Source organism: Bradymonas sediminis, assembly GCF_003258315.1.
GTDB lineage: Bacteria > Myxococcota_A > Bradymonadia > Bradymonadales > Bradymonadaceae > Bradymonas > Bradymonas sediminis.
Genome location: NZ_CP030032.1, coordinates 1,232,985 through 1,248,321 on the forward strand (window position 1 = coordinate 1,232,985; position 15,337 = coordinate 1,248,321).

12 protein-coding genes are annotated in these 15,337 nt (G+C 62.0%); 3 read left to right on the forward strand and 9 right to left on the reverse strand.

All coding sequences use genetic code 11. The annotated features are described in order from the left end of the window. Window positions 1–78: 78 nt before the first annotated feature. Together DN745_RS04615 and DN745_RS04620 are read right to left on the reverse strand one after the other, a co-directional pair. Window positions 79–2,133 (reverse strand): ATP-binding protein, encoded by a 2,055-nt coding sequence (locus tag DN745_RS04615; protein WP_162687451.1) that lies wholly within the window; start codon window positions 2,131–2,133, stop codon window positions 79–81. 143 nt (window positions 2,134–2,276) lie between these two features. Beyond that, window positions 2,277–3,410, reverse strand: a complete 1,134-nt coding sequence (locus DN745_RS04620; protein ID WP_133622109.1) for a hypothetical protein — start codon at window positions 3,408–3,410, stop codon at window positions 2,277–2,279. A 404-nt stretch (window positions 3,411–3,814) separates the two neighbouring features. Here DN745_RS04620 and DN745_RS04625 point away from each other — a divergent pair, with 404 nt between their 5' ends. The 3 genes from DN745_RS04625 to DN745_RS04635 are packed head-to-tail and all read left to right on the forward strand — an operon-like array spanning window position 3,815 to window position 5,840. Further along, the gene (locus DN745_RS04625; RefSeq protein WP_162687452.1) at window positions 3,815–4,579 is read left to right on the forward strand and encodes a DUF4349 domain-containing protein; all 765 of its coding nucleotides are present in this window, start codon (window positions 3,815–3,817) and stop codon (window positions 4,577–4,579) included. A gap of 2 nt (window positions 4,580–4,581) precedes the next feature. After that, the gene (locus DN745_RS04630) at window positions 4,582–5,118 is read left to right on the forward strand and encodes a hypothetical protein (RefSeq protein WP_111332594.1); all 537 of its coding nucleotides are present in this window, start codon (window positions 4,582–4,584) and stop codon (window positions 5,116–5,118) included. Window positions 5,119–5,144: 26 nt separating this feature from the next. Then, window positions 5,145–5,840, forward strand: coding sequence for an MOSC domain-containing protein (locus DN745_RS04635; RefSeq protein WP_111332595.1), 696 nt, complete (start codon window positions 5,145–5,147; stop codon window positions 5,838–5,840). A 207-nt stretch (window positions 5,841–6,047) separates the two neighbouring features. Here the strand turns inward: DN745_RS04635 and DN745_RS04640 are convergent, their stop codons facing one another. The 7 genes from DN745_RS04640 to DN745_RS04670 all read right to left on the reverse strand — a co-directional run bounded on the left by DN745_RS04640 (window position 6,048) and on the right by DN745_RS04670 (window position 15,321). Then, the gene (locus tag DN745_RS04640; RefSeq protein ID WP_111332597.1) at window positions 6,048–7,241 is read right to left on the reverse strand and encodes a YsnF/AvaK domain-containing protein; all 1,194 of its coding nucleotides are present in this window, start codon (window positions 7,239–7,241) and stop codon (window positions 6,048–6,050) included. A gap of 260 nt (window positions 7,242–7,501) precedes the next feature. After that, the gene (locus DN745_RS04645; RefSeq protein ID WP_111332598.1) at window positions 7,502–8,266 is read right to left on the reverse strand and encodes an SDR family oxidoreductase; all 765 of its coding nucleotides are present in this window, start codon (window positions 8,264–8,266) and stop codon (window positions 7,502–7,504) included. 148 nt (window positions 8,267–8,414) lie between these two features. Continuing rightward, entirely contained in the window at window positions 8,415–9,794 is a 1,380-nt protein-coding gene (locus DN745_RS04650) for a sigma-54-dependent transcriptional regulator (protein WP_111332600.1), read from the reverse strand. Next, entirely contained in the window at window positions 9,791–10,933 is a 1,143-nt protein-coding gene (locus DN745_RS04655; RefSeq protein ID WP_162687453.1) for a sensor histidine kinase, read from the reverse strand. The genes DN745_RS04650 and DN745_RS04655 overlap by 4 nt, the downstream gene beginning before the upstream one ends. A gap of 423 nt (window positions 10,934–11,356) precedes the next feature. After that, the gene (locus DN745_RS04660) at window positions 11,357–13,672 is read right to left on the reverse strand and encodes a heavy metal translocating P-type ATPase (RefSeq protein ID WP_275426326.1); all 2,316 of its coding nucleotides are present in this window, start codon (window positions 13,670–13,672) and stop codon (window positions 11,357–11,359) included. Between the two features lie 366 nt (window positions 13,673–14,038). Then, window positions 14,039–14,665, reverse strand: coding sequence for a hypothetical protein (locus DN745_RS04665; protein ID WP_162687454.1), 627 nt, complete (start codon window positions 14,663–14,665; stop codon window positions 14,039–14,041). Between the two features lie 185 nt (window positions 14,666–14,850). Then, window positions 14,851–15,321 carry a hypothetical protein gene (locus DN745_RS04670; RefSeq protein ID WP_133622107.1) on the reverse strand — a complete coding sequence of 157 codons (471 nt, stop codon included), beginning with the start codon at window positions 15,319–15,321 and terminating at the stop codon, window positions 14,851–14,853. Window positions 15,322–15,337 lie beyond the last annotated feature (16 nt).

A 15,337-nucleotide genomic window follows, 5' to 3' on the forward strand; every position in this document is an offset into this window, starting at 1 on the left:
CCCACGATTGTCGTGGGCCGCGCTTTTTTGATCGAAGTTCTGGGCGGCGATGAACCGATGCCGAAAACACAACTTCTCTCAGCAGGCGTCGCGCGCGGCTTCGAGCTCGCCGACGATCTGCGCCCGCTCTTCTTCGCGCCACGCCTTGAGCAAATGGGCGACGATTTCTGCGCGCTTGGAGGGCTTGAGCGTATCCCACTCAATGTCGAGAATGCGCGCGTAATTATAGACTCGCTCGCAGCCAAAACTCGCCGCGCCTGCCTGCAAGGTGTGGGCGGCGCGCCGGGCGGTCGACAGGTCTGCGGCGTTCTTAAACCCGGACTCGAGGTCCGCGCAGAGCAGGTCGGTCTGTGAGATATGCGCGGCCAGCAGGTCTCGGTAGGCCGCGGGGGATTGGGCGAAGAGGTCGCGCATCTGGTTGATCGCGGCGCGCCCGGCGCGCGGGTCGACCACCCCGGAGTCGCGGATGGCCCCGCGGGTCAGCGCGCTTCGCAGCCCGCCCACCGTCAGTGGCTTGGTCAGGAAGTCGCGAAAACCCGCGGCGCGACACCGCGCGCGCAGCTCCGGCTGCACCGACGCGCTCATCGCCACCCACCAGGTGTTGCGCGCGTCGACCCGCTTGATGATCTCAAGGCCGCCCATCCCCGGCAGGTTGATGTCGAGCAGCGCCACGTCGAAGCGGCCCAGGCGCAGCGCCTCCACGGCCTGCGGCCCGGTGGTCACCACGGTGGGTGTATATCCCAACCCGGCGAGCATCCCCACGATGACCTGGGCCGAGACGCTGTCGTCTTCGGCGATGAGGATAGACAGCGGGTTCGAATCCGCCATCGAGCGTCGCCACCTGCCGGTGCGAATCGTGCGGCGCGGGTCGTCGCTGGTCATGCCTTCGAGGAGTTCGCGCAGGGTGCCGCGCGAGAATGGTTGCAGCAGGAGGTTTGCGCCCTCGTCGAGGTCGAGGTCGTGGGCGCGCGGGTCCGACAGCCAGATGACGTCGACCTTATCGCGGGCGTTCAGCGGGGTCGGAAGGACGCCGGCGGGCGCGTCGCTGGAGAATTCGAAGACGATATCTGCGGCGAAATGCGCGCGGGTGCGCGGCGCGTCGGCCAGGTGTGCGCGAAGGCCCAATTCCTCTAAGAGCTCGGCCAGGGCCATGGACGCGGCGGGGCTTCCGCCAAGAATCAACGCCGACTTCCAGGGCATCTTCGCCAATTTGGGCGGCGACGCGACCAGGATTTCGAACGGAAAGCTCAGGGTGAAGCTGGTGCCCACCCCGACCTCTGAGTCCACGCTGAGCTCGCCGCCGAGCGCGCCTGTTAGTTGGCGCGCGATCGACAGCCCGAGCCCCGTGCCCGACTCCGCGTTCGCGGTGGACTCCTCGCGAATAAAGGGCTTGAAGATGGTCTCCAGCGCCTTTGGGCTCAGGCCCGGGCCGGTGTCTGAGACCGAGATCTCGGTGCGCTCGCCGTGCTGCTCCAGCGACACGCAGACCTCGCCAATTTCGGTATATTTGATGGCGTTGAGGATCAGGTTCGCCAGGACCTGTTGCAGGCGAAGGGCGTCGGTTTTGACCAGGTAGGGGATCCGGGTTTCGCTGACCAAGACGATGTTTAGGCCGCGCTCGCGCGCGAGCCCCTGGTAGCGCATCATCGCCTGGAGCACGACGTCTTCGAGTTCGCAGGCCGCCGGGGTCGCGATGAGTTGCTGGCCGGACTGCAGGCGATAATAGGTTAGATAATCGTCGACGACCCGGGACAAGACCTGCCCGCTGTCCGAGATGGTCTGCACGATGCGGCGCTGCTCCCGGGTGAGTGAGGTGTTCTCGAGCAGCTGGAGCATGCCGAGCACGCCGTTGAGCGGCGTGCGGATCTCGTGGCTCATCGTCGCCAGAATTTCTCGGGCCGAGTCCAGGTCGTCGATGGTGCTCGCAGCGCTCGCCCGCCCGGGCTGCGGCGCATGGGCTCGTGTTTGGAGCGACGCGTCTAATTTAATGGCTGCCTGACGCTCAACTTCGGCCTGGTGCTCTAGCTCGGCCTGGCGCTTATTGCGCGCCACAAGCATCAGCGCCGCGCCGACCGCGGTGGCGAGTCCGAGGAGCGCCACAATTGCCATGACTATGAGTGAGAGAGGTGACATGCTGAGGTCCTTCGAGACTGATTCGGGCGACAAATGCCGTCTCATAAATTGGGTGGAGGCCGCATCTACTTTTGACACGTCCGCCGCCCTCGGGCAACTCTCAGCGCTAAATTTGGCAAGGGAGCTCGGCTCATCTATGCCGATTAGTTGGCGTCATGGATCGTCACTTTCAGCTTGCTGATCTCCAGCGTGTTCGCGGCTTTACCGGCGGGATTTGGCTTACGATAGGGGCCGTAAACTTTAAAATCGAACACAAGGATTTTATTTCCTTTAATCGGCGCGTTTGCTCGCACCGAGGTCGTGCCGAGGTGCTCACTTCCAGACAACCAGGCATCAAAGGTGGGCGCCGCTACCCACTCATATGCGGTGATCTCAAATTTCTTGAGGTTCGCAACTCTCACTACTTCATCAAATGCTTTAAGGCCTTTGGTGGGCAGCTGTTTTTTCATTTCGGGGCTGAAGAGGGCGGACGCGCCTTTATGGTCGCCGCGATATAGCGCCTTGAGCCATTTTTTTGCGATGAGCTCCGTGCCTTTTTCATAGCCGCTTGGGAACGAGTATCTGGCCCAGCCGTCCTGCGTGAGCTCCCGCATCGCTCCGCCGAAAGCCAGTACTTCCTTGGTAGGTTTGTCGCCCCATGACTTTCGGAACTTGACGGTCTTGCGGGCGCAATTGTCGCTGACGAAGAGGAAGTCTTCGCTGGCTGGGGGCCCATGCTTGTCGCCGATAATTTTGGAGTCCTGGACCCAAACTGTGCACTCATAGACCCTGCGCTCCTTGCCGCTTCGGTACTCATAGACGAATTTCTGGGTACCAATAAAGCTGCCGTTCTTGCCACGAAGCAGGTCGGTTCCCTGGTCGATGAGGTAGCGCTTTTTGTGTTTTCCGACCTGTTGAAGCTCGTCTCTCCTGGCCTTGATGCTAGAATGGTCGCCGAGAACTTCGCGCAGCCCGGGAGAGGCGAGCTTCCATATCTCCTCCGGCGCTCCTTTTTCGTAATTATCCAGGACTCTTTCGGCGGCCTTTTTTGCCTTCTTCGCGCGGGGTTTTGTGGGTGCATCCAAGATCGTGGTCGTCCCCATCTTATCCATATTGGAGGCGGCATTTATGGTTAAGGCGGCCGACGCGATGATGATGACCAACGCCCCAATCACGATGCTTAATAGCACGCAGCCACACCCGCCGAGCGCGTAAAGAAGCCCGCGCTTCTTTGGCTTTGGCGGCCGCAAAGGTGCTTGACCAGAGGACGATACCGCCGACGAGATCGGTGCGCGCATAAATTCCCTCGGATTCATTAAGTTTTACTGCGTGTGGGGCCGATTCTTCCAGATATCCAGGGTGAGGTCAACGCTGCGGCCCCGGCCAACTCGGAGCCATTTAGATCCTTTTGCAGAAGCCTGCGTTGATAGAGAAGTCGCTGCATCTTTGCCTATTTTGGCGAGCGGGCGGGGTGGTGTAGTATTTGGTTGATAGTCGATTGGTAGAAATGTGTTTCTTGACGAGGTGAGCTGTGATGAATCGATGGCGCGTGTGTCTATGCGCAGGGGCTTTATTATGGGTTGGGGCGGGGTGCAGTGCATCCTCGCAACAAAGGCCGAACAATTCGTATGCGAACTCCTATGATTCCTATGATATCGGGGGCCGAAGCGAGGAGTCCTATGACTATGCCGAAGCGGAGTCTATGAATTATGACGTGCAGCCCGCGTCGGCGCCTGCCCCGTCGCGGCGCTCCGCGTCTAGCTCAGGCGTAGCGCGTCGCTCGGCGCCGACTCCGCGCCCCGCGCCTAAGGCGGCGGCGCCCGGCACTCCGGTGCGCGGCGGCGGCGCGCCCGATACCAGCGCGAATGGTGGACAGGCGGCGACCTCAGGCGCTGCGCCGAAGGGCGAAGAGTCCGCCAAGACCGCGCCTCTGCTCATCTATAACGGGACCGTCCTGCTCGCCCTTTATGATGTCGCCGACACTCAGGAGAAGATTATCGAGCTGGTGGAATCTGAGGGCGGCTGGGTGTCGACCCGCAGCACCAATCGGGTCATCCTGCGTGTCCCGGCGCCCAAATTCCGCGTGATGCTCGACCGAATCGCCGGGATGGGCGACTTGCTCGACCTGCAGTGGCAGGCCGAGGACGTCACCGCCGTGGTGCGCGACACCCGCATTCGCCTGGACAGCGCGCTCGCGATGCGCGCGCGCCTTCAGGAGCTCCTGGCCAAGGCCTCAGACGTCAAAGACGCGCTGGCCATCGAGCAGCAGCTCGGGCGGGTCATCCTGGAGATCGAGCAATTGCAGGCGGCGCTGCGCGGCTATAAGGACCGCATCGCCTACTCGACCATCACCGTCGAGTTCCGCCCCAAGGCGAACCAGACGCTGCCCAATACCGAATATACGCTGCCGTTTTCGTGGATCGACGGCCTCGGCGTTCAACGTCTTCTGCAAATTCCGAGGATGTGATTATGTCTAAATATACCGCTTTGAAATCGCCGGCGACGACCGGCAAGACCATCGCGCGCCTTGTGAGTATGGCGCTGCTGCTGGGCCTGCTCCTGGGGCTGAGCGCCTGCGCGAGCTTCGCGATCACGACGCCGCCCGAGATGGTCGAAGTGACCACAGAATATGACAAGTTATTCGACTACCGCGCGACCACCATCGATGGCGTCGCGCTGGGGGTGCGGGTGCTCGACGAGCCGGCCGGCCCCGAGGCCAAATCACCCGGCGAGGACTTCTGGGTCGAGGCGATCAAGCGGCGCATGCGCCTGCAAAAGGGCTACGCGCTGCTCGGCGAGGAGAAGACCACCTCGGCCAACGGCCACAAGGGCACCTTGCTTAAATTCGGTCGCGACCAGCACGACGTGACCTTTATCTATTGGCTCACCATTTATCGCACCGACGACAATCTTCATCTGGTCGACGCCGGCGGGCGAAAGGACCATTTTGAGAAGGCATTGCCGACCATTCAAAAGGCGCTCTCCAGCTACGAGGTCAATCCTTGAGCGGGTCTTCGCGAGCGCCGACGCTCATGTCATTGCGCGTCGGTCTTCCCAGAGAATATGGGACGCCGGGAGCCAAAGAGCCGATGCACCGCCCCTGGCGCACCGGGTTTTTCAAAGACGCGGTGCGCGGCTCCATCTTCCTCGGGCGTACGAATCTCGACGGCGACGGGCAAGCGGATCTGCGCGTGCATGGCGGCCCGGATAAGGCGGTCTGCGTCTACCCCGCGGCGCGTTATCCCTATTGGCGCGAGCGCCTCGGGCTTGAGCTTCCCTACGGATCTTTTGGCGAGAATTTTACGGTCGCCGGTCTCGACGAGGACAGCGTTTGCATCGGGGATATTTTCGAAGTTGGCGAGGCATTGGTCGAGGTCTCGCAGCCCCGCTCTCCCTGCTGGAAGTTGGCGCGCCGATGGGGCGAAAAGAAGCTCGCCCTGTGGGTTCAGCAAACCGGATTCACGGGGTGGTATTTTCGCGTCCTGGAAGAGGGCGAGGTCGCCTGCGGTCAGGCGCTTCGACTGCGCGAGCGTCCTCATCCCGAGTGGACGGTGATGCGGGCGAACGCGGTGCGCTATGACCCGGCGCGCGCGCTTGAAGACGCCGCAGCCCTGGCGAATCTGCCCGCGCTCGGCGAGAGTTGGCGCACCAAGCTCGCGCTGGCGGCCAAACGTCAATTGAGCCGCGATGAGTCTCGGCGGCTTATTGGTGAGAATCGGGAGGATTGAGCCGGGTGTCTTGTTATTTTTGCGGCGCGTTGCTGGTACGCCGCACCCCTTCTGTCGCTTCGCGACATCTTCCCCAACGGGGAAGAGCTACTGTTGCGCTGGTGGGGCGTTAGGGGTGGGCGAGGCCGCATAACCAAATACCCGGCCCCTTCGCGAAGAAGGGGGCGGGTATTTTTTGGCCCGCTGCGAAACGCGGCGGGCGACGCTTTAGCGGCGTCGGGTCGAGTCGAAGCCGTAGCGCGCGGCGTCGCGGTAGCGGTCAAAGGTGCCGCTGCCGTATTGCGCCTCGTAGGAGTGGCGCAGCGCCGGCTCGACCTCGTCGTAGCTGAAGTTGGCGTATTGCTCACTCGCCCCGAACGCGTGGCCGTAGCGGTAGGCCGGGCTATACTCGTCATAATGACCGAGTTCGGCGAAGTTGCCGGTATAGTGGTTGCGAAAATGCGGCTCGTGGCTGTCGTAGGAGTCCTCGGGCCTCATCTCGCGGGTGAGGGGCTCAATATTCACGACCGCCCGTCGCACGGTGTCGTGGACCGTCTCCTTATGCTCCTCGACATTGTGTTTGGCGACATACTCATCGTCGAGGCGCACGACCTTCTCGACGACGGGCTCTTCGGCGTATTCGGTGAACTCGATAGTCTCCTCGCGGAAGATATCGTCGGCGTCGTCGATTTTCTCGGAGGGATCGATGGGGCGGCGCTCGATCTCAACGGTCTCCGAGCGCAGCTTGATGTCTTCCTCGACCTCCTCTTCTTTCACCTGCTTATGCACGCGCACCGTGCCGACCGCGACCTTCTTTTTGCTGACGCGAAGCTCCTCATGAGCCTCTTGCAGGCCGGCGTCGTCGTGGGTCGCCGGTTTGTGCAGGCGGGCGGTGGAGGCGACGTCGCGACTCGCGCCTGCGTAGCGGTCGTGGGTATCCTGGGCCAGCGTGCCATTGGAGCTCATATCGGTGGAGGGTCCGCCGGCGCGCAACACCGTATTTTCATGGTGGTCTTCGGGGAATGATTCGTCACGCATATGCGCTTTGTCGCGCCACATCGCGCGGCGGTCGTCGAGGTCGATCGCCTCGTTTTGCTCCATTAACTTCTCAATCTCGTCGATCTTATCGGTGTCTTGGGAGCGCACCAACACGATATTTCCGCCCTCGCGCACCGCCTTGGCGAAGTCCCATGAGTCGTCTTCTGGGATTCCCCAATTTCGCAAATGTGCGGCCAGGTTGGTCGCAATATCTGAGTCGCTGCGCCCCCCGGGGTTAATATTCCACGGGTCGTCGCCTTCGCTAAGCCTCCTCCATGAAAGGGCTTCTGTGTCGCGCTCGTGTATGCCTCGGTTTTGGATTTCTTGGTGGAGGAATTTTGCCGATTCTTCCTCGTCGAATAATCCAACGATGGTGGTCCTCATGGCTCTCCTCTGATCTGTATAGGATAACCGCCCGGTAGGCCGGGGCGGATGGAACAGAATAGGCGCGCCGACTCGCGCGTGTTGCTACGCGGTGCCTTCGAAGCGGGAGGCTTCGGGCGCGGCGAGTCCGCGTCACTTAGGGGGAAAACCTAGGGCAGAATACCCGATGGTCAACTTGAGGTGGGGTCGTGGGGTGGGGTAGCTCGGGTCGAAGATGGCGCTCCGGCCCGAGCAAGTCTGGGCGACTATCGGGTCACGGGTCAGCCGGCGAGGACCCCGCCGTCGACCGGAATGGCGCTGCCGGTGACAAAAGACGCCTTGTCTGAGCATAGCCAGATGACCGCATCGGCGATCTCTTCGGGCCGGCCCATGCGCCCGACCGGCTCCATCGCGGCGTATTGGGCCATGATTTCGGGGTCGCCGCCGGTCATTCGCTCCACCATCGGCGTGGCGACGCCGCCCGGGCAAATGGCGTTGATGCGCACACCGATGCCCGCGTATTCAAGCGCGGCCGTCTTGGTCAGCCCGACCACGGCGTGTTTGCTTGCCACATAAGCCGGCATATTGGCCAAGCCCTTGAGCCCGGCGATCGACGACATATTGACGATGACGCCGCTTTTGGCCGGGGCCATCAATTCGAGCTCGCGACGCATGCAATAAAACACCCCGTTGAGGTTGATGCCGATGGTGCGGTCCCAATTCTCGAGGGTGCAGTCGGCGGTGGGGACGTGTGCGCCCTCGATGCCGGCGTTATTGCAGGCGAAGTCCAGGCGCCCGTAGGTCTTCTTAAGCGTGTCGAAGAGCGCGTCGACCTGCTCAAGCGAGGATACATCAGCGTGCGCATAAATGCCCTCGCCGCCCAGCTCACGGATCATCGCGAGCGTCTCCTCGCCGCCGGCGTCGTCGACGTCCGACACGACCACTTTGGCGCCCTCTTTGGCGAAGCCCAGGGCGGTCGCGCGGCCGATCCCTGCAGCTGCACCGGTGACCAGGGCGACTTTGTCTTGGAAGCTTTTCTCACTCATTGATGATCCCCTTTCGCTAGTGATTAACCAGTTAATTTTATTGAGCTCGCGTTGCGCTGAGACTCTCGACCGAAACCCGCCGAGGCGTCAATGTGCATGGGTATGTCCTAGATCATATTGGACGGGATTGGAAACGCCGCCGCGCTGCTCATTTCGGCGCGTCCGGTTCATCGTCGTCAACCTCGTATTTCTCCAGGCGGTAGAGCAGCACGTGGCGCGGGATATTAAGGTAGCGCGCCGTCGCCGACTGGTTGCCATCCATCTTCGCCAGGGCCGCCAGGATGATCGTTTTTTCGAGCGCCATCAGGTCCAGGCCGCCCTCGGGGAGTTGAAAGGGCAGGGCGCCCGAGTCGACGTCGAAGCCCGCGTCAGGTCGCAATATATCCGGCACATCGGCCAGCGTGAGCCGGGCGCCGTCGCGCAATAGAATCATGCGCTCCACGATATTTTGGAGCTCACGCACGTTGCCCGGCCAATCGTATTTGAGCAGGGCGTCGTCGACCGCGCGGTCGACCTCAATGCCCTCGCCCTCGGCGTGGTGGCGCAAAAAGAAGCGAAAGAGCACGGGGATATCCTCGCGGCGCTCTCTCAGCGGCGGGATGCGAAGCGGAATGACGTTGAGGCGAAAGAAGAGGTCCTGGCGAAACTCGCCCCGATCGACGCGCTCTTTTAGGTTCTGATGGGTGGCCGCCAGCACGCGCACGTCCACGGACACCGGCTGGTTCGCGCCGATGACTTCGATCTCACCTTCCTGGAGCACGCGAAGCAGCTTGGACTGGAGCTTGGCCGACATCTCGGCGATTTCGTCCAAAAAGAGCGTGCCGCCATGAGCCGCCGCGAACTTCCCCTCGCTGGCGCTATGCGCGCCGGTGAACGCGCCTTTCTCGTGGCCAAAGAGGATGCTCTCGAGGAGTTCCGAGGGAATCGCGGCGCAATTGATGGCGACAAAACGCGCGTCGGCGCGCTCGGAGCGCTCGTGGATGGCGCGGGCGATCAGCTCTTTGCCGGTGCCCGACTCCCCCTGAATGAGGATGGTCGCGTCGCTCGGCGCGACCTTATCGACCAGCCGAAGCACCTCATTCATCGCCGGGCTCGACGCGATAAGCGCCGGACGCTCGCCGCGCTGAACCCGTTGTTTTAACGCAGTATTTTCGCGCCGACTGCGGCGATAATCGACCGCCTTGTTGATGACTGTTTGCAGGGCGAGGTTGTTGACGGGTTTTTCGACATAGTGAAAAGCGCCGCGGCGCATCGCCTCCAGCGCGCGCTCCGTGTTGCCGTAGGCGGTGACCACCACCACCACCGCGGCAGGGTCGCGCTCCAGCAATTCCGACAGCAGCTCCATGCCGTTCATCTCGGGCATGCGAAGGTCGGTGATGACCGTCTCGTGGCGGGTCGGGTCGAATTTCTCTAGCGCCTGGCGGCCGTTCTCGGCGGTGTCCACCGAAAAGCCCGCGTCCTCGAGGTTAAAGGCCAGGATTTCGCGAAGACTATCGTCATCTTCAACCAGCAAAATACGTCCGTTCATTCACTAATCTCCGGAAGGCAGAGCCAAAATATTGCGCCCGGCGAGGCGTCGGTGACGTCGACGAAACCGCCATGGGTCTCGGCGATGCGCGCCGACACGCTCAGCCCGAGGCCGCTGCCTTCGAGCCGGGTCGTGAAATAGGGGTCGAAGATCTTTTCGCGAATATCGCCGGGCACCCCGGGTCCGTTGTCGCGAAGGCCCAGGCAAAAATAGCTGCGCGCGCCGACCTTTCGCTGCTCGCTGAGCAGCTCGATTTCGGGGGAGAAATCGTCGGTCGACGCACGTTCTTCGAGGGCCTGATAGGCATTGAGAAAAAAGTTGAGCAGCACCTGGCGCACCTGGTCGGGGTCGGCCAGAAGCCTGGGCGGAACCTCAGCGTGGGAGATATCCACCGCGATATCAAGCTCACGGGCGCGGGCTGCGGTCAGCTCGAAGACCTCTTTTGCCAGCGCCACCGGGTTGACCTCCATTTGCTGAGGCTCGCCGGGGCGCGCGAATTCCAAGAAGTCGCTGACCACCCGGTTAAGGCGGTCGATCTCCTGCAACAAAAGCTGGCCCATGCGGTATTTGCGATGGCTCGGGTCGAACTCAGCCACCAGGGTCTCGGCGCTCCCCAAAATCGCCGCCAGCGGGTTTCGAATCTCGTGCGCAAGCCCAGAGGTGAGCTGTCCGAGGGCGCTGAGTTTCCCCGCGCGCACCAGGCTTTCTTCGAGCATATCGCGCTCGGCCAGCGAGCGCTCAAGCGCGCGCCGAATCTCATTCTGGCGGCTGACCAACCAGCCGGTCAGCCCGCCAATGCCCACGTAGAGAACCATTTCGAGCACCTTATCGATGGCGGGCGACGGGTCGGCGTGGGTCATAAAGAAGGCGTGCGGGATATAGAAGACCGACGAGATCACGGCCGCGCCGACCCCACCTTTGACGCCCCAGGAAAACGCAGCGAGCACAATCGGGATATAATAGAGCCGGCGGTAGACATTATGAAACGCGACCGCGTGACTGTCGGTGATATAGTGAACCACCGTCAGCCCAACGATGAGGATGGCCGCAATCCAAAGTCGAAGCGTTTGATCGCGGTCGTTTAGCTCAAAGGAGAGCGGCGCATCGTGGCGGGCTTGTCGATGGGTGGGAAAGGGCATGGGTGACTCATTTTGGCGAGGGCAGCGCAGTGTTGCGAGACGCATTGTATAAGCCAACTTGCAAATTGTGTACCACGCTCAATTGGTTCGACGGTTCGTTCCCGGGACGATCGGGGTTCACACCGGTGTAGAGGTGACCACCTGCCCGCACGGCCTTGGGTTGGCTATCCCGCTGGTCGTCGCCGTGTCCACGTCGCTGGCCGCCCAAAACGGTCTGCTGATCCGAAACCGTTAATGCGCGGATGCTCAAGCTGCAGCGGTAGGAGGCTAAACGTATCGTGCAGTCGGGCGGGGGATGAGGCAATGGAGCCAGATCATCCTGACCTGCTAAAATAGAACCTCTGTCCCAGAAGCCCCGGGCTCCTTTGAGGAACCCGGGGCTTTTTAATTGGCAGGACGCGATGCGGCGAGCAGCGAATCCAATTACACCGCCTTCGCGCCGCTGGCCGGTATTGCTTCCACCGGTGATTGAAATCCACGCAAACGCAGCGCATTGCCGAGCACAAAGATGCTGGACAACGCCATCGCGCCGGCCGCAAAGATCGGCGACAACAGGATTTCCCAGGTCGGATAGAGCACGCCCGCGGCGACCGGAATCAGCGCCGCGTTATAGGCGAAGGCCCAGAAGAGGTTCTGGTGGATATTGCCGATCGTCGCGCGTGACAGCGCGATGGCGGTGGGCACGCCCATCAGGCTGCCCGACATCAAGACCACGTCGGCCGCCTCGATGGCGATATCGGTGCCCGTGCCGACCGCCAGGCCGACATCCGCCTCGGCCAGCGCGGGCGCGTCGTTGATGCCGTCGCCGACAAAGGCGAGCTGGCCGTGCTCGGCTTTTAATTTGCGGACTGCGTCGACCTTGTCGGCGGGCAGAACCTCGGCGATGACTTCGTCAATATCGAGCTGGCGCGCGATGGCCTCGGCGGTGCGCTGGTTGTCGCCCGTGATCATCACGACTTTTAAGCCAAGTTTGTGAAGCGCTGCGATTGCAGTCGGTGTGCTCTCTTTTATCGGGTCGGCCACGGCGATAATCGCCGCCAATTTGCCACCAATGGCAGCATAGAGGGGCGTTTTCCCTTCGTTGCCCAGACGCTCAGCGTTGTCGGCGAAGACCGCCACGTCCAGCCCAAGCTTGCGCATATAGCGGTCCGCGCCGATCTCAACCAGCTCTCCGTTTACCTTCGCCTTAACGCCAAAGCCGGTGATTGAATCGAAGTCGGTGATGTCCGGAACCGCAATCCCCTCGCTTTCGGCGGCATCGACGATGGCGCGCGCGATGGGGTGCTCGGACTGTGCTTCGACCGCAGCGATGAGCGCCAAAACGTTGGTGCGCTCGAAGCCTTCGCTGATCACCAGGTCGGTCAGCGTCGGGTGCCCCTCGGTCAGCGTCCCGGTCTTATCGACCGCCACAACCTTCGCGTCCTTAAGTGACTGCAGCGCCTCACCTTTTCGGAAGAGCACGCCAAGCTCTGCACCGCGCCCCGTTCCGACCATGATCGAGGTCGGCGTCGCCAGGCCCATCGCACACGGGCAGGCGATAATCAAAACGGCCACGGCATTCACCAGCGCAAATGTCAGCACCGGATCTGGACCCACTGCCAGCCAGACGAGGAAGGTCACTACGGCCACGGCCATCACAATCGGCACAAAGCGCATGGTTACCTTGTCGACTAGCGCCTGGATCGGCAATTTCGAGCCCTGCGCCTGCTCGACCATGCGGATGATCTGCGAGAGCACGGTCTCACCGCCCACCGCCGTTGCGCGGAAAGTGAGCGCTCCTTTTTGATTCACGGTGCCGCCGACCAATCCTGCGTCCACCGTCTTGAGCACCGGGACCGGCTCGCCGGTAATCATCGATTCATCGACGTAGCTCTGCCCGCTGATGACTTCGCCGTCCACCGGAATGCGCTCGCCCGGTCGAACCAGGATGATATCGCCGGCGATAACCTCGGCGATTGGGATTTCGCGCTCGGCTCCGTCTCGTCGCACCCGCGCAGTCTTTGGCTGCAGCCCGACCAGCCGCTGAATCGCCTCGGAGGTGCGGCCCTTGGCGCGCGCTTCCAAAAAGCGCCCCAGCAGGATCAGGGTGACGATTACGGCGGCCGCCTCATAGTAGACGTTGACCGTATTGGGCGGCAGCAAACTCGGCACGAAGGTCGCCACCAGCGAGTAGAGGTAGGCGGCGAGCGTGCCAACGGCGACCAGCGAGTTCATATCGGGGGTGAGGCGAAAGACCGCGGGAATGCCCAGGCGGTAAAACCGAAGTCCCGGCATCGCCAGCACCAGGGTCGTCAGCGCGAATTGGATATACCAATTCCATTGCATGCCGATCGTGCGCACGATCAGCGCCTCCATGCCGGGGATGAGGTGTGAGCCCATTTCGAGCGCGAAGACCGGCAGCGTAAGAATGGCCGCGAGCGTCAGGTCGCGCTTGAGTTGGGTGCGCTCGGCGTCTTTGCGCTCCTGGGCGGCGTCATCGCCGGCGGCCGCGCCCATATCGATGGGGCGCGCGGTATATCCGGCCTTGGCGACCGCCGCGACGAGCGCGTCAGAGTCGGCGCTCCCGCGGATATGCGCGCGCTCGGTGGCGAGGTTTACGGAGACCTCACGCACCCCGGGAATGTCCATCAATGCGCGCTCGACTCGGCCAACGCACGATGCACACGTCATGCCTTCGATCGGCAGCGTGGTCTGGGTTGTCGAGGTGTTCGCATCGCTGCTGGTTGACTGGGGCATCATATGGCGTCTCCAAAATTCAATGGGTGAGGGGGATGATTCAACCGACGCGGTTGGCGCGTCGAGGCTGATAAGCAGGCCAACCAAGCCCTCGAAAGCGAAGCGTCTTTTCGCGAGCGATGTTGTGGTGTCGGTCGCGAACGCCCAACCACCCGGCTGAGCTAGCAGCGATCATGCCAACTTGGAATGCTCGCCTGCCGCCCCCAACAGCTCGCGCGGGCGGCGAGCCTGTAGAGTATTCTACGGTGGGTTGTCGAGTATTGCGCAGCGGGCGACCTGGAGCGGTCGCAGATCATAAAAAGCTGCGCTGCGGATAGGCCTGTGGGGACCCATCTGCAGCGCAGCTTGTTCGGGGCGATGCCGCAACCTTTAGTTTTGCGGTTGCTCCTGCATCTGCGCGCCGGCGCCCATCATCTTCATGGGGCACTGTCCGTGCTCGCCCATCGCCTCGGAGCGCTTCTGCATCATTCCGTAGAGGGCGTCGACCTGCGCGGCGTCCGCCGGCGTGAGCTTCAGGCGCATGCCCGAGTCGAGTTCCTCGGTGGAGACGGTGACGTCAGACATCATCTGCTTCATCTGCTCCCGCATTTCACGCTGCTCTTCGGTCATCTCACCGTGCTTCATCTCACCGTGCTTCATCTCGCCGTGCATCTTTCCGTGGTGCATATCGCCACCTTCGCCGTGCATTTTGCCGTGCATCTGCGACATCTTTTCGACGCGCGCGCGAAGCTCGTCGACATCACCGGTGGTCGTGAAATCCATGGCGACCGCGTCGTCGAGTTTGCTCAACTCTCGCGTGGTGCCCTCAACCTGCATCGGGCAGATCTCCTTCATCTTGGCGTGCTTATCGCCGGCCTTCATCTCATGAGCCGCTTCGGCCTGGTCGTCTTTGGGGGCCATCTCTAAGTCCTGAGACTGCTGAGCGACCTCGGGCGCTGCGTCGGTTTGGGCGCTCTCGGTCGTGCTGCAGGCGCTCGCGCCCAGTAGGAGAGTCATCGACATCAATGCCAGCAAATTGCGCAATTTCATCATCATCCTCATCGTGTTTTCGGAACCCGGGGCTGCCGGGGTAATAGAAACAGCGTGTCGAGACAGTCGGTGGTCTTGGGTATATCGACATAGATAAGCCTGTTCGCCATCGACCGTCAAGGTCTCCTCCCAGAGCGCCACCTCATGTGGTTTCAGTGGGCGTGGCCGTGCTCATCGTCGTGGGCGTGGCCGTGCTCATCGTCGTGGGCGTGGCCGTGAGGTTCGACGGCTTGCTTTTTCTGAGCGGCGAGCGCGTCGGGGTCGTATTGTTTGAGCTTCATATTGCATTCGGGACAACGGCCGTCCTTGGGGTTTTCCAGGCTCGCCCAGTGGACGGTTCCCATATCGCAATACCAGGCGCCAGCGGGCAATTGCTCGACTTTGATCGGCGGGTCGAATTTGGTACCGGTTGCCGTGAGTTCGACTTTTGCGAGTTTCTCGGGGGCTTTCTCGGCGGGCGCTTCAGCCTTTTCGGCCCCCTGTGCTTCGGGTTTAGCCTCGTCGACATTTTCGACCGCTGCCTCGGTTGTTGCGGGCTCTTCGGCCTCTTTTTTATCGCAGCCGAAGGTGACGAGGCTCAGGGACAGGCTCAGGAAAAGAATAGCACGGGTGCAGAACTTCATGGTGAACTCCTTTGTG

Coding starts and splice junctions, on each gene's coding strand:
- DN745_RS04645 (WP_111332598.1), bottom strand. CDS start 8,266: ATGAGTGAGAAAAGCTTCCAAGACAAAGTCGCCCTGGTCACCGGTGCA.
- DN745_RS04670 (WP_133622107.1), bottom strand. CDS start 15,321: ATGAAGTTCTGCACCCGTGCTATTCTTTTCCTGAGCCTGTCCCTGAGC.
- DN745_RS04650 (WP_111332600.1), bottom strand. CDS start 9,794: ATGAACGGACGTATTTTGCTGGTTGAAGATGACGATAGTCTTCGCGAA.
- DN745_RS04615 (WP_162687451.1), bottom strand. CDS start 2,133: ATGTCACCTCTCTCACTCATAGTCATGGCAATTGTGGCGCTCCTCGGA.
- DN745_RS04630 (WP_111332594.1), top strand. CDS start 4,582: ATGTCTAAATATACCGCTTTGAAATCGCCGGCGACGACCGGCAAGACC.
- DN745_RS04635 (WP_111332595.1), top strand. CDS start 5,145: ATGTCATTGCGCGTCGGTCTTCCCAGAGAATATGGGACGCCGGGAGCC.
- DN745_RS04625 (WP_162687452.1), top strand. CDS start 3,815: ATGAATTATGACGTGCAGCCCGCGTCGGCGCCTGCCCCGTCGCGGCGC.
- DN745_RS04640 (WP_111332597.1), bottom strand. CDS start 7,241: ATGAGGACCACCATCGTTGGATTATTCGACGAGGAAGAATCGGCAAAA.
- DN745_RS04620 (WP_133622109.1), bottom strand. CDS start 3,410: ATGCGCGCACCGATCTCGTCGGCGGTATCGTCCTCTGGTCAAGCACCT.
- DN745_RS04660 (WP_275426326.1), bottom strand. CDS start 13,672: ATGATGCCCCAGTCAACCAGCAGCGATGCGAACACCTCGACAACCCAG.
- DN745_RS04655 (WP_162687453.1), bottom strand. CDS start 10,933: ATGCCCTTTCCCACCCATCGACAAGCCCGCCACGATGCGCCGCTCTCC.
- DN745_RS04665 (WP_162687454.1), bottom strand. CDS start 14,665: ATGACTCTCCTACTGGGCGCGAGCGCCTGCAGCACGACCGAGAGCGCC.